Consider the following 13,256-nt stretch of genomic DNA (forward strand, 5'->3'; position numbering starts at 1 on the left):
ACAAGCTCCCTCGCCACGTGCCCCTTCAGTGCACATCCCCAAATTCAACCAGCGCCAACCTGCGGCCATTCTCGCCATACCCGACCTTTGGCACCCCCGCCAGGCGCCGCTGAAGCACTTGGGTCAATGAATTGCCAGGCGCCAGGCTGGCATCGCCAAAATCCCCGTCCAGTTCCAGTGGATGGACAATCACTTCCAGCGAGCCATGGACCGGCGGTGCGGCGTAGTGCAGGTCCGCCGGGGTGCAGACGTAATCGGCGGTTGCGCCGCAGAGCTGGCGCAGACGATGGTTGAGCAGCATCTTGAAGATGCGCTTGGGCACGCTCAGGTTGGGGCCGAGGTTGCGTGCCAGGCGCATAGGCACGCCTTGTCGCGCTGCGAAGCGTGCCACCAGTTCTCCGACGGGCCAGATGTTATGCACGTGTTGATGCGAGTCCAGGTGGCTGGGGCGCAGGCCGCGGTCCAGGCAATGCTGCCATTGCGCCTGAAGTTCTGCTTGCACCGCTGCCAGATCGGCCGCTCCCAAGTGCAGGCAGTAGCGTGACAGGTTGAGGTCGAATTCGCCGTTGGCATTGCAAAACCTCCGTCGCGCCCTGATTGCCTGGCTTAGTGGCGGTCCGTAGCTGAGATTGAAATGCAACCCGATGCGTCCTTCAAGCAACGGGTGTCGGGACAGTTCACAGGCCTGGTCGAAGGCCGGCATGTTGGCCATGGCGGTGGCGGAGCTGATGACGCCTGCTTCGAACGCCCGCAGGATCAGTTCGTTTTCACTGAGGCTGAGTCCGAAATCGTCAGCGTTGATGATCACTTGGCGAGGCATGTGTGTTTTCCTGGCGCTTGGAAGAGGACGAGGCCGTCGTCGCGGTCGGTCTGGCCCGGCGCTTGCCTAGCCAAGGCTTCAGGCTTTTCCATAGCCGCAAGGCGAATCCCATGAGCAGGCCATCGGGCTGCCAGGAATAGAAACTCCAACGCCAATGTTCCAGTTGTCCGGTCATGCGTTCGTGCAGTTGATGGCTCGAATTTTCCAGGCTGACCCGTGAAGCGTCGATCCACCGCCAGTTGTCGTCCAGCCCCCAGCGAATCCATTCCTCGAGTAATACGCGGCCGCTGCCCAGGTCGGCGTGCTGTGGCAGGAACGCCAGGTTGTAGTCATATAGTCGCCCTTGATCCAACAGGCCCAGGCGATAGCTGATGCATTCGCCGTTCAGCTCCAGCGTCACCACCCGCACCAGGCCTTGGGCGGCGAGGGCGGTGAAGGCATGGTTCATCCATTGCCGACGCCTGGGGTCGGCGAAGATGCCGACGCCTTCCTCGCCTTTCCAGCTGGCGGCCTCCACCTCGGCAAGGGTCCGCAGCAGCGGCCCCATGCCGATGGCGTCCGGCGTGATGCGGCGAATCTGTGCACCACACGCGGCGATTCGCTTGCGCGCCCGGCGCAACTTGTAGCGTGGGTCGCCGGAAATTTCCTGGTGATCGCTGGCACTGATCAAGTGCACCGGAACCCGGCAACTGAGCCGCCGCTCCCCGGTTGAGCTCATCGCCATCCATGCACTGAGCACGCTTTGCTCGCCCACCGGCTCGACCACTTCGTTCAATTGCAGCAGTGCATGCGGTAAATACTGGCGGATCTGCGTCAGCGCCTGGCCCATGCCGTCGGCGTCCAGGCGCGCCAGTAAGGCGATACGGTCGGCCAAGGGGTAACCCAGGTGATGCAAGACCCGGAACCGCAGGCCGCCGACACGCTCCTTTCCGCTGATCAATGGCAGGCACAGCAGCAGGTCCTGGTCCTGCCAGCCCAGCAGCACATGCAACTGCTGGTCGGGCAAGAGCGCGAACTCCGATGCTTGCAGCCAGGCCAAGGTGTTGAACGGCGTTGCGTCGGTCACCTGTGCGCGCAGCTGTTCAAAAGCCGTTACAGGGAAATCCGCCGCGCTCAGAGAGCCATACCATTGGAACCGGATCGCCATGAGCATCAAGCCGTCGCAGTCGATGCAACCGGCCGAGCCGGTTTACGGAAGGCGTCCAGTACCGAGCCGGTGTAGAACGTATCGCGGAAAAACCGAAAGCGTCCAAACAGGCAGTACACATGGGTGATCTGCCCACGCTCCACGAACTCCATGCGTATATGCATCTTGATCGCCGGGGTGTTTTCCAGGTCGCAGACATCGACCATCTTGTTGCAACCCTGGTCAGCCATGACTTTCCAAACGTCGGCCTGGACATCCGCCGACAGCTGCGAACCCCAGTAGGCACGGGTCATCTCTCCACCGAACTGAAAGTATTCACCGGGCTTGACCGGAAACCAGCAGCGATAGAAATGGCGATCGAAATAGTCTCGCGTGCTCGCCCAGGCAAACCCCACGGTATTGCCCTTGTCATCCAGGTACATGAACCCTGTATAGCCTTCGGCTGCCAACTCGCGCATGGTTTCGACACGGTCGCCAAAATGCGTGGCGAAGGCATCGGCATTGCTGACGGTGATGAACTCGCGGCGCACCGGTGGGTAGGGCCGCAGGTTATGCGGTTTGAGCGGGATCCTTACATCGTGTTCGAGCCATACCAGTCGCGAATGGAAGAACACGAAGCGGCGTACCAGCAGTTTGATAACCGAGCGCAAGCCTTTTTTCTGAATGCGGTCGCGCAATTTTTGCAGAGCTTTCATGGTGCCTCCTGACGGGTGGCGGGTTGAGGAAAAACAGAGGCCGTCCAACTCAGGGCGAAGACGGTTTCACCTGGCAAAAGGAAACCGAGTTGGCCGGCTTTGCATTCGAATGGGACGTTGCGGCTGATGTTGTCCGGGCCGAAATAAACCAGGGCAGCGCCGGGCTGCGGACAGGTCATGCCGTCGAGGCTGACTTGATGGGCCCGGACGCTTTTGTTCACGCCAAGCAGGCTGCGCTCCAGGCCGTTGGCCATGGCCAGTGCATCGACCTCAAACGCATCGTTGTCCAGACGCAGCACCTGGCCGAGCCAATGCTGTTGGATGAATTGCTGGACCAACCCCACCGGCTTGAGCTCGAAGCGTTGATTGTCCAGTATCCGCACCATGCCCTTGGGGTATTCCGGTTCGTCGGCGGACATGAACCAGTTGAGCATGTCCAGCCAGCCGTCGGCCGAGGCGTTGATGGCCACCGACGTCCACCACAGGGCGGCGTAATGGGTTTCCTGGTCGTAAGGGCTGAGGCTTGATCCGCTGGACATATTGGTCTGGTCCAGCAGCAAGGCTTTGCGCGGCCGGCCCTGGTTGTCCAGTCCCACCAGGTTGGCGGCCCGACGAACACTGTTGCGATAGACGCGGGTCGCCAGCAGGTCGCGGATCATCCATTCATGCCAGGCCAGGGCGTCGATCTGGGCGCTCGATGTTTCCAGCAGCCGTCGTGCCCAGTCGATGCCACGTTTGTCTGCGGCGTTCTCGGCCAATGGACCGTTGGTGAACCGCGAACTGGCCGGTATGGCGATGCGGACGCCGGCGCGGCTGTTGGCAGGGTTGGCGCGGACCTGGGCGGACAGGCTTTGGAACACCTGCTGAAAACTGTCGAAGTCGGGATAGTTGAGGTTCGGCTCATCGGCAAAGCTGAGATAGTGGATGCCTTTGCCGCCCAGGGCGCGGGTCGATTCGAGCCAGGCTTGCAGGCCGTTGCCGCTGGTCCGGTCGGCTTGCAGATCGGCCCTGCGCTGGCTGCCAGCGAGCAGAGTGATGTCTTGGGTGATGCCAAAGCGATCCTGGTACAGACGTCGAAACGCGTCCTCATGATCGGCCTTGGCCGCCGTGACATCGACGAGGCTGTAATAGCTGGCCGCCCGGGGGTTGAGCGCATCGAGCACGGCGTAGCTGGAGGGCGGAGGCAGTACGTAGGGCAGGGACATCCCCAGCTTTGGAGTCGTGCCGAGTACATCGGCGTGAAGCGTCAGGTGGGTTCGCCCCGGATCCTGGCGCAGCGGTTGCAGTTGCGCCGGGTCCTGGGCGAAAAGGTTGGCGGTGCCGTCCAGCCAGAACGCCGCCTTGCCGTTGCCTTGCAGATGCAGGCGCCAGACCTGGTCCGCGTCCGCCACCGGCAGGGCCACTGTGTCGAATTGCCAATAGGCCCGGTAGGGCTTGAGGTTCAGTTGCACCTGCTTGCCATCGGCAACGCGCCGGGCTTGCAGCGCACGTACGCCGCCGTGGAATTTGCCGGCCAGCACAGCCTGTTCACCGGCTGCGACTTTGAAATAAAGCTCATCACCATCGTGTGTTTCCGAGCTGAAGTGCACTTTGGCCGGGGCGAACAGCGCGCGGGTGCGGGCATCGTGTTCGACCGTATAGCGCCGGAAACTGTAGCCGGGAATCTCCAACCTATAGCTGGCCGCCCCGGGCAACAGCGGCCATTGCTGCTCGCCGCGCACTTGGGCAGCCTTGACCAGGCGCTCACCCACTAACCGGCCTTGGCCGTTGAGCAGATACAGGTGTTCGGTATTGGCCTCGGCCTGCCAGGCCGGAACCCAGCGGACGGTCACTTGGTCCGGGCGATCGGTTTGCAGATACAGGCTGCCGTCGCGGATGTTGGTCCAGTGCATGGACGCGCCATGGGCCGAGGTGGCCAATACCAGAAGACATAGACCCGCGGCCATTTTCCTCTGTGGGAGCCAGCCTTCTCGCGAAGAGGCGGTTAGCTTCATCATCACAGCAAGCTGACCCACCGCCATCGCGAGCAAGCTCGCTCCCACAGGGGAACTCGGCTGGACGCAACCGGCGCCTGTGGGAGCGAGCTTGCTCGCGCTGGCGGGCTGGCGGGCGACGCTATTAAAGCGGATTTACCCAACAACATCTGGCGCATCGGCAACAAATCGCTGGGCAGGATGATCAGTGTCTGCCACAGCGCCACACCGCTGAGACGGCAGTACATTGTCAGCAGCGCCAGGGTCACGCCCAGGTAGGCGATCGAGGAAGCGGCGGCAGCGCCGACGATGCCGTAGCGCGGGATCAGGATCAGGTTCAGGGCCAGATTCAGCAGCGCGCCCACGCCCATCAGCAGTGAAACGGTGCCGGGACGGTTCTTGCCCAGCAGGTCCAGGCGCAAGATGCTGGCGTAGCACAGGCCGAACAATCCCGGCAGCAACGCCAACAGCGCCGGGTACGCCGGTTGATAGGCGGTGCCGAACAGGGTGATGATCAGCCATTCGCCAATCAGCGCCATGCCCAGGCAGGCACCGAGCATCACCGTAGCAGTCAGGCGCAAGGCCAGCGGGGTCAGGCGCTGCATGTCGGTGTCTTGCTGGAGCAGGCGTTTCATCAGCGGCGTGGTGACCGCTTCGGGCACGATCAGCAGCAGTTCGGCCGCGGCGCTGGCCATGGCGTAGTGACCCAGCGCCGTGCTGCCCAGCAATGCGCCAATGAACAAAAAATCCGAGCGCAGCATCACTTGTTGGAACAACAGGTCCGGATGACTACGGGCGCCATAACGCAACAGTTCGTTCTGGCCGGTGCGATCCCAGCGCAGGGTGACCACATGATCGCGCCGCAACCACATCCAGCCGGCCAGCACCACCAGGCTCAGGCCCGCCAGCCAACTGATCAGCGCCGCCTCCAGCGCCGTGTCTTGCCACATCCAGAACAGCGCTACAAACAGCAGCAACGGCGCCAGGGATTCCATCAGTCGCAGCGCATTGAACGCGCCTACGCCGCCGGAAGCATTGTGCAATGTCAGCAGGCCGCTCTTGAGCACCGTCAGGGGGACGGCCAGCAACAACAGCCAAGCCAGCAATCCCAGCTGCGCGGTGATGTCCAGCTCAGCGCCGAACTCACGCGCCAGCGCCACCACCAACAGTGTCAGCAACCCGGCCAGCAGACACCCGAAAACCAACACCTGGCAAAGCAACAGACCCATGGAGCGCTGCTGCGCCGCCTGGTAACCCACCGCGGAATTGAGGCCTCCACTGGTGGCGGCGCTGATCAGGTCGGGCAGGGTGCTGAGCAGCGCGAACAGTCCGCGTTCGCTGGGCCCCAGGATTCGTGCCAGCAACACATTGCGCAACAGCCGCAGGCCGATCATCGCCAGGCGCGTGCCCATGCTTAGCGCCAAATGCTTGAGATAGTGTGCACGGCTCATGGACGGGCTCCTCGGCGAATGCGCCAGGCGAGCAATTCAGGGTGATGGGCGTTGCGCTGGCTGACGCCGAAACGCGGCAGGTTCAACGGGTCGCCGTCGTGGCGATACAGCCCGGCCTCGGTGCCCAGGGCGAACGGAAAACCGTGGGCCGCCACCTGCTCGCGCACGCGCACATCATTGTCACCGTTGGGGTAGCAATACACCGGCAGCGGCTGGGCGCAGCCATTTTCCAGCGCGGTCCAACTGCGGGTCAGTTCTTCATGCAGGCGCTGATCGTCCAGCCCGGTCAGAATCGCGTGGCTGGCGCCATGGGGGCCGAAACGAATCAGCCCGGAATCTTCGAGCATGCGCACCTGGGGCCAATCCAGTGCCTGGGGTTGCGAGCCTTGCGGGCAGGCTTCGGTGAGATCGCTCAACGTGCTTGGTTCGAGCGTCTTGAGGCTTTGCAGGTAATGCAGCAGCGCCAGGCTGCGGCGCTCGTCGTCGATGTCGTCGAGCAGCACCGGCAACGGCCGGCCGACGTGCTGCAAGTGCTCGATCAGCGAATGCCGCGCCACTTGCCCGTGGCTGCCCCACAGGGTTTCGCCGATGCTTTCCCACCAGAAATGCTGGCGACTGCCGACGAAATCGGTGGACAGGAAAATACTCGCCGGCACCTGGTACTGGCGCAGCAGGGGAAAGGCGTTCATGGCGTTGTCACGCCAGCCATCATCGAACGTCAGGGCCACCCGAGGACGGTCCGGAACGCTTTCCGGGTCGGCCAGCAGCAAGGTCATCAAGGGCACGCATTCAAAATGCCGTTGCAACCAGATCAACAGGTGTTCGAACGCTTCGGGCCCCACGCACAGCTCGTTGCGGTGGGGCAGCTCGGCGGCGCGGTCGTTGTTCAATACCCGGTGCAACATCAGGATGACGCCTGCGCCACGCAATGGATGGCGACCCATGGACGTGTTCAGGTACAGCCAGCCGCCGGTGCGCTTGAAAACATGTTTGATCGACATCGGCCACACTCCTTAGCGGTTTTGGTCGGGGTTCCATTGGCTGTAGCGCTGGCCTCGCAGGAATTGCCAGAGCCCGATGCTCATGCCGGCCAGTGTTACCAGCACGAACGCGGCCAACCGAAATGGCCGAGGCAAGCGGTGGCCTGCGTCGAGCAAGCCGATCAGCGCTGTGGCATAACCGAGCAGTTGCGCCACCAGCGTCAGGCGATAGAACGGATGGTCATTCCACAGCCAGGCGTTGCTCAGCAGCAACGGCAACAGCAGCACCGGCGCCAGGCGGCGGATCAATTTGTGGCTGATCAGACCAATGGCGTAGAGCCCATGGCGAAGCGGGTTGAGCAGTTCCCGGCGCTGGGCCAGGCTCTGCAACCCGCCGACGGTGACGCGCTGACGACGACGAAACTGCTTGTCGGCTTCGTCCACGCCCTGGTCGGTCACCCGCGCTTTGGGTGCATAAACAATGGATTTGCCGGCTGCCGGCGCGCAGGTGCTGAGGAAAAAATCATCGTTGACCTGGGCCGGAATCGGCTGGAACAAAGCCCTGCGCAAGGCCAGCAAGGCACCGTCGGCCGAGACCATGCAGCCAGTGCGGCTTTCCACCCGGCGCAGCCACCCTTCGTAGTGCCGATACAGACTGTCGCCGAGGCTCAGGCCCTTGCCGGGCACGGGGATGACCATGTGCCCGGCACAGGCGCCCACTTCAGGATCGCCCAGCGGCGCCAGCAGGTGGCCGAGGGTGTCGTGGGCCCATTGGTTGTCGGCATCGGTGAACACCAGGATCTCGCCGTAGCTATGGGCCACGCCGGTATTGAGGGCGGCGGCCTTGCCCTGGCGTGGCAGGTCGAGCACGGTGATGCGTGAGTCGCCGATTTTGCGCGCACAGGCCACCGTGTCGTCGGTGGAACCGTCGCTGGCCAAGATGATTTGCAGCGAGCGTGCCGGATAATCCTGGGCCAACAGCGTGCGCAATTTCGCTTCGATGTGCCGTGCCTCGTTGTGGGCGGCGATAACAATGCTGACGTCCATCGGCAGGGGCTTGCCATAGCGCCGTAGCGGAAACAACGGTGTCAGCAAGGTCAACAGCACGGGGTAGCCGAGGTAGGCGTACACCGGCAGCAACAGGCAAGACCAATAGATGAATTCAGCCACGGGCGGGTCTCCTGACGTTCCATTGAAAAAGATTGAGCAGCAACGCGGCGCCGGTCAGGTGCAGGCGCACCCCGTGCAAGGCCCACAGTTGCAACGCCAGGCGCGGGTCGCGCTGGCTCTGGCGCAGGCTGAGAAACAAGGCCGGCAACGTGCTGATGAACAGTAGCGTCAACCCGAGGCGCACCTGGCCCTGGAGCAGGGCGGTGAGCGCCAGCAGATCCAGGCCCCAGGCGCCAACGGACAAGGCGGGAAAGCGCAGCAAGCGCAGGCTCGGCCCATGGCTGCGCAGCAACTGCCAATGGCTGCCCTGGCGCCACAGCTCCTTGCTCATCCATTCGCGCCAGCTGCCTTCGTAACCCCAATGCAGGGCCAGGCTTTCGTTCACCAGCAACAACTGCGCACCGGCTTGGCGCAAGCGCAGGGAAAAATCCTTGTCTTCACCGGTACGCAGGGTCTCGTCGAAGCCGCCGACCTGTTCGAACCAACGGCGGCGCATCAACAGATTGGCGCTGGGCAGCCACTGCACTCGATGCAGCGGACGGGCGCCCGGACGTTGGCTGCGGCGTTGCCAGGCCTGGGCGAACCAAGGCGCGTGTCGGGGCGTGTCCAGGTCCAGTCCCAACACATCGCCCTGACGGCCCTCCATTTCGACCAACAATTTGAGCCAGTCGGCGGGCATTTCCATGTCGGCGTCGATGAATGCCAGCCACTCACCGCTGGCAACGGCCGCGCCACGGTTGCGCAGGGCGCCGATGTGAACACCGGGCACAATCAGCACCCGGGCGCCCAGTTCATTGGCGATGCGCGGGCCATGATCGTCCGAGCCGTTGTCGACCACGATCAGTTCGCATTCCAGTTGCGCCTGGCGAGCAGCTTGCTGCGCGGCCAGCAGGGTGCGGCCGATGTGGCGGGCCTCGTTGAACATCGGGATGACGATACTGACGCGGCTCATGGGCGGGCCTCCCGTGGCGCGGATTGTTCGGCGTCGTAGCGCAACACACTGGTCAAGGCGAGCATGATCCACAGCAACTTGTGGTTCGGCGCGCTGAGAAACATCAGGAACAAGGCCAGCGCCAGGAAACTCATCCCCAAATGTGTGAGCAGGTCGGCCTGGGCCCAGTCCCGACGCTGGAGCCAGAGTTGGCGCGCGCGCACCAGGTTGTAGAGGCCAAGACCGATCATGCCGACAAACATCAACCCGCCCGGTACGCCGATCTCGCTGAATATTTCCAGGTAGGTGTTGTGAGCGCGACGGTACAGGTCGCCCAGTTTGCGGTTGGCCGAGAAGGCCTTGGCATAACCGGTCGGCGCGTAGTGCAGGGGAAACGTCCCGGGCCCTGAACCGAGGATGGGGTTCTCGCGGATCATCTGGCTGCCCACCAGGATGTAGGAGGCGCGGCGGCCCAGGGATTCATCCTTGTGAGCGCTGGCGCCGGCGCTGAGGATGCTCAACGATTGGATGCGTGCCACGTAGCCGGCGGGCATCACCGCGATCGCCAGGGGAATCATCAGTGCCAGCCCGAGCATGGCGAAGCCCAGGTGCCGTGGACGAATCCGCGGTAGCTGCGCGCGGTAGTGGTACAAGCCGATCATCAGGCTGAGCAGCAACACCACCAGCCCGGAACGCGATTCGGTCTTGGTCATGCCGCCCAGCAGCAGGATGAAACCGCCGCCCCAGAACAGCCGGTGCAACAGGTTCGGGCTGCGCAGTACCAGCAACAAGGCCAGCGGTATGGTGAACGCGATCAGCAGCGCAAAGGAGTTCGGGTCTTCCAGCAGTCCGGACGCGCGGCCCTGGTCCTGGTATTTGGCCGAGAACATCGCGAGTACGCACGTGGTGGACACGCTCACGGTCATCAAGCGGGCAAACAGGTCCAGGTTCAGCTCGCGTCCGATCAACAAGGTGATCACGAACAGAATCAGCCCTACCGTCAGTTCCCGCAGATGGGTCTGGGACAGGTCCATGTTTTCCGACAGCAGCAGGCTCAGGCCATACAGCGCCATGAAGCCGACCAGCGGCTTCCAGATATTGCTGCGCAGGCGCGTCGCCGGAATCTGGTGCAGGGCCAGTTGCAGTGCCAGAATCAGAATCAGCGCCAGGCCAAAGAACTTGCTGCCCGACAATCCGTTTTCCTTGAACAGCCCTTCGAATGGCACCAGCGCGGCGATGCCCAGCAGGCCCCAGCCGGGCTTGCGGTACAGCACGGCGACGCCGACCAGGCCGAACACCGCGCCGGGCGCCAGGAACGGATAAGGACTGGCCAGCAATGCCAGGCAGACCAGCCCCAGCAAACTGATGATCGAGAGCGGGACGATCATGGTCGAGCCTCCCGTGCCGTGCGGATATAAAGTTGCGACCAGCGTTCGGCCAGCGTGCGCAGATCGTAGCGGTCGCGTTGGGTGCGCCGGGCGTTGTCGGCGAGGATCCGCGCCAGGGGCGGTTCGCTGAACAGCGTTTCGATCTGGCGGGCCAATTCGTCGCTGTCGGCCGGCGTGGCCAGCAGGCCGTTGTGGCGGTCCTGCAGGATGTCGGGAATGCCGCCGACGCCAAACGCCACCACCGGCACCCCGGCTTGCATGGCTTCGAGCAGGATCATCGGCGTGCCTTCGGTGCGTGAGCTGATCACCAACGCGTCGAGGCGGCTCCACCAATCATTCATGTCGGTTTGATAACCGGGCAACTCGATGCGCGTCGGCAACCCCGCGTCGGCGATGCGCTTGAGCAGCGGCTGGCGTTCCGGACCGTCGCCGAGCATGACCGCATGGAGCGAACCATGGCGCTGGCAGAGCGGGATCATCGCGTCGAGGAACAGGTCAGGGCCTTTCTCGCTGCTCAAGCGACCCACGTACCCGACCCGCCAGCGCTGCCTGTCGTCGCGATGGGGCAGCGGTGTCGTGACGGCCGGCAAACCGTTGGGAATGACGTCGAGCTTGTCCGCCTTGACGCTGGCCTTGCGGTGCAATGCCGCGATGCTTTCGGCGACGCAGACCACGCGCTTGACCGGCGCGGTGCGGCACAGTTGCAGGCTCAACCAGGTGTAGAAACGCTGCTTGGTGCTGCGCGGCGTGAAGCCGTGCTGGGTAATCACCAGGGGCAGGCGCAACAGCGTGGCCGCGGCCCAGCCGAACAGCAAGCCTTTGAAGTTGTGGGTGTTGATCAGCGGCCGGTCCGCGCGACGTTGCCGCAGATGCTGCAACAATTCGCCCAAGCTGGCGCAGTGTCGGCAATCCACCCCGGCCTGGCGAAACCGCGTGATCAAGGTCGGCGGCGCCGCCAGGAACAGCACTTGGTGCTGCCCCGGTGTCGCCAGGCAATGATCGAGCAGCATCCGCTCGGCCCCATAGAAGCCGCCGCTGTCGAGCAGATGAATGATCGACAGGGGGCTGCTGCGGTGGGACGGGCCGAACGGCGCGTTCAATTTTTCACCCAATGGACAAGGCTTGGCAGGCTCCAGTTGCGGTGCGGATTGACCTGTTCGGGCGACTGCTCATTGATCACCAGCAAGACCGGCAGGTCCAGTTGCTGGCTGATTTGCGCAGGATGCTTGAAGCGATGGTCGAAGAACTCACGCACGTAGACCAGAGCGATCGCCAGCAGCAGGCCGCAGAACAAGCCGAACGGGATAATCAGCATCGGCTTGGGGAATACCGCGGCGGTGGGTTCGAACGGGGGGCTCAGGACACGGGCGTTGGACAGGTCATTGTCCAGCGAGCGCGCGGAACTGGCTTCGGCGAACCGTTGGGCATAGGTGGAGAACGCCGCGTGGAGTGCGTTGATCTCGGTGTCCATCTGCCGCAGCTTGCTCTGGGTTTCCTGTAACTGGTGGATGCGTTCCTTGAAGGCCGCGATGCGCTCGACCTTCTGGTTGATCACCGAGCTGACGACGGCCAGGTCGGTGGTGCGTTCCTGGATGCGGTTGTTCACCACTTTGAGGAACTGCTGGCGTGTGCGCATGATCTGTTCGCGGGCCAGCAGCATCGGTTCGCTGCTGGGCTGGAAGATCGCCAGGTCGTTCATGTAGCGGCTGACCTGGCTGGTCAGCTGTTCACCCAGTTGCCTGATTTCCCGGTCCTCGAAGGCGATGTTGTCCACGGTCGTGGTGAAGGTGAACGGGAACGTGTAGTCGTTGAACCGCGAGCTGTTCGCCGCTGCCAGGCTGGTCTTGAGGTAATCGAGCCAGCGTTGGCTTTGCAGCAGGCGATCCTGGTACAGGTTCAGGGCCTGTTCTTCGGTATTGATGGCGTTCAGGCGAAACGTGATTTCTTCCTTGGGATCGGAGGAACCGACGCCTTCGAGCAGGCCGAGCCGGGTGCCTTCCAGACCGTCGAGGCGCGTCTGGTATTGGACTTTTTTCTGCTCGTAGAAGGTCTGGGGCAATTCGATCGATTGCAGGTCCTGGCGGCCGGTGAGGTAGTTTTCCAGCAGCTGCGCGACGAACCGGGTGCCCTGGGCGGGATCGCCGAAGCTGTAGATGATGGAGATGACGTTCGAGCCGGGCAGGGTCTCGATTTTCAGGTTCGCGATGGCCTCGTCGGTGAGGGTGTCGAGCATCGTGTCGCGTACCGGATCGACTTCCAGCCCGAGGCCGTCGCGCAGCGGATTGATGACGTATTCACGCAGTGGCTGGGTGATGTAGCGCTTGAGCGGTTCGCTCACCCATTTATTGAGGGCCCCTGGGCTCGGGGTGTATTCACCCTGGTCGCGCAGGGTCTTGATGGTTTCGCGAATCAACGCCGGTGAGCGCAGGATGTTGCTCTCGGTTTCCATGTCCGCCAGGGACGGCGGAATGAAAGTCGCGTTTTCCTGGTTCAACGAGGTAGTGGCGTCGCCTTGGGAGAGTTTTTTCGACTGGACGATCACTTGGGCGGTGATGTCGAAACTCTGCTTGAGCATCAACGGCAACACCAGAGCGATCACGGCGAAAACCAGGAAGACGCGCTTCACCCACTGCTTGTTGGCGAAGAAGATCCTGAAAAACTCGTGCAGATAATTTTCCTTGGGGTTCATGTCGGTCACCTG

10 protein-coding genes and 1 pseudogene are annotated in these 13,256 nt (G+C 62.9%); all 11 read right to left on the reverse strand.

Annotation, left to right across the window (positions count from 1 at the left end; genetic code table 11):
* Positions 1-25: 25 nt before the first annotated feature.
* The 11 genes and pseudogenes from ACLK1G_RS12985 to ACLK1G_RS13035 all read right to left on the reverse strand — a co-directional run bounded on the left by ACLK1G_RS12985 (position 26) and on the right by ACLK1G_RS13035 (position 13,244).
* Positions 26-820: a ChbG/HpnK family deacetylase gene (locus tag ACLK1G_RS12985; RefSeq protein WP_420765784.1), complete on the reverse strand. Its 795-nt coding sequence runs from the start codon at positions 818-820 to the stop codon at positions 26-28.
* Positions 792-1,967: a GNAT family N-acetyltransferase gene (locus ACLK1G_RS12990; protein WP_420765785.1), complete on the reverse strand. Its 1,176-nt coding sequence runs from the start codon at positions 1,965-1,967 to the stop codon at positions 792-794. Before ACLK1G_RS12990 ends, ACLK1G_RS12985 begins: the two co-directional genes overlap by 29 nt.
* 5 nt (positions 1,968-1,972) lie before the next feature.
* On the reverse strand, positions 1,973-2,662 hold the full coding sequence (locus ACLK1G_RS12995; RefSeq protein WP_420765786.1) for a GNAT family N-acetyltransferase: 690 nt from the start codon (positions 2,660-2,662) through the stop codon (positions 1,973-1,975).
* A complete protein-coding gene (locus ACLK1G_RS13000; protein ID WP_420765787.1) occupies positions 2,659-4,554 on the reverse strand; it encodes a hypothetical protein in 1,896 nt (631 codons plus the stop codon). The genes ACLK1G_RS12995 and ACLK1G_RS13000 overlap by 4 nt, the downstream gene beginning before the upstream one ends.
* Before the next feature lie 230 nt (positions 4,555-4,784).
* A pseudogene (locus ACLK1G_RS13005) lies at positions 4,785-6,086 on the reverse strand (lipopolysaccharide biosynthesis protein); the annotation flags it as partial.
* Positions 6,083-7,087, reverse strand: a complete 1,005-nt coding sequence (locus ACLK1G_RS13010) for a polysaccharide deacetylase family protein (RefSeq protein ID WP_420765788.1) — start codon at positions 7,085-7,087, stop codon at positions 6,083-6,085. The pseudogene ACLK1G_RS13005 and the gene ACLK1G_RS13010, both read right to left, overlap by 4 nt.
* Before the next feature lie 12 nt (positions 7,088-7,099).
* Complete coding sequence (locus ACLK1G_RS13015; protein ID WP_420765789.1) at positions 7,100-8,236, reverse strand: glycosyltransferase family 2 protein; 1,137 nt, start codon at positions 8,234-8,236, stop codon at positions 7,100-7,102.
* Positions 8,229-9,188, reverse strand: a complete 960-nt coding sequence (locus ACLK1G_RS13020; protein WP_420765790.1) for a glycosyltransferase — start codon at positions 9,186-9,188, stop codon at positions 8,229-8,231. The genes ACLK1G_RS13015 and ACLK1G_RS13020 overlap by 8 nt, the downstream gene beginning before the upstream one ends.
* Entirely contained in the window at positions 9,185-10,555 is a 1,371-nt protein-coding gene (locus tag ACLK1G_RS13025) for an O-antigen ligase family protein (protein ID WP_420765791.1), read from the reverse strand. Before ACLK1G_RS13025 ends, ACLK1G_RS13020 begins: the two co-directional genes overlap by 4 nt.
* A complete protein-coding gene (locus ACLK1G_RS13030) occupies positions 10,552-11,655 on the reverse strand; it encodes a glycosyltransferase family 4 protein (RefSeq protein WP_420765792.1) in 1,104 nt (367 codons plus the stop codon). The genes ACLK1G_RS13025 and ACLK1G_RS13030 overlap by 4 nt, the downstream gene beginning before the upstream one ends.
* Positions 11,652-13,244: a GumC family protein gene (locus ACLK1G_RS13035; RefSeq protein ID WP_420765793.1), complete on the reverse strand. Its 1,593-nt coding sequence runs from the start codon at positions 13,242-13,244 to the stop codon at positions 11,652-11,654. The genes ACLK1G_RS13030 and ACLK1G_RS13035 overlap by 4 nt, the downstream gene beginning before the upstream one ends.
* Between the last annotated feature and the right edge of the window lie 12 nt (positions 13,245-13,256).

The organism is Pseudomonas algeriensis (assembly GCF_048847255.1).
In the GTDB taxonomy this organism is placed as follows: Bacteria; Pseudomonadota; Gammaproteobacteria; order Pseudomonadales; family Pseudomonadaceae; genus Aquipseudomonas.

What these genes read in the sequence shown, in the direction of transcription:
- ACLK1G_RS12985 (WP_420765784.1), bottom strand. Translation starts at nt 820, where the DNA reads ATGCCTCGCCAAGTGATCATCAACGCTGACGATTTCGGACTCAGCCTC.
- ACLK1G_RS12990 (WP_420765785.1), bottom strand. Translation starts at nt 1,967, where the DNA reads ATGGCGATCCGGTTCCAATGGTATGGCTCTCTGAGCGCGGCGGATTTC.
- ACLK1G_RS12995 (WP_420765786.1), bottom strand. Translation starts at nt 2,662, where the DNA reads ATGAAAGCTCTGCAAAAATTGCGCGACCGCATTCAGAAAAAAGGCTTG.
- ACLK1G_RS13000 (WP_420765787.1), bottom strand. Translation starts at nt 4,554, where the DNA reads ATGCACTGGACCAACATCCGCGACGGCAGCCTGTATCTGCAAACCGAT.
- ACLK1G_RS13010 (WP_420765788.1), bottom strand. Translation starts at nt 7,087, where the DNA reads ATGTCGATCAAACATGTTTTCAAGCGCACCGGCGGCTGGCTGTACCTG.
- ACLK1G_RS13020 (WP_420765790.1), bottom strand. Translation starts at nt 9,188, where the DNA reads ATGAGCCGCGTCAGTATCGTCATCCCGATGTTCAACGAGGCCCGCCAC.
- ACLK1G_RS13025 (WP_420765791.1), bottom strand. Translation starts at nt 10,555, where the DNA reads ATGATCGTCCCGCTCTCGATCATCAGTTTGCTGGGGCTGGTCTGCCTG.
- ACLK1G_RS13035 (WP_420765793.1), bottom strand. Translation starts at nt 13,244, where the DNA reads ATGAACCCCAAGGAAAATTATCTGCACGAGTTTTTCAGGATCTTCTTC.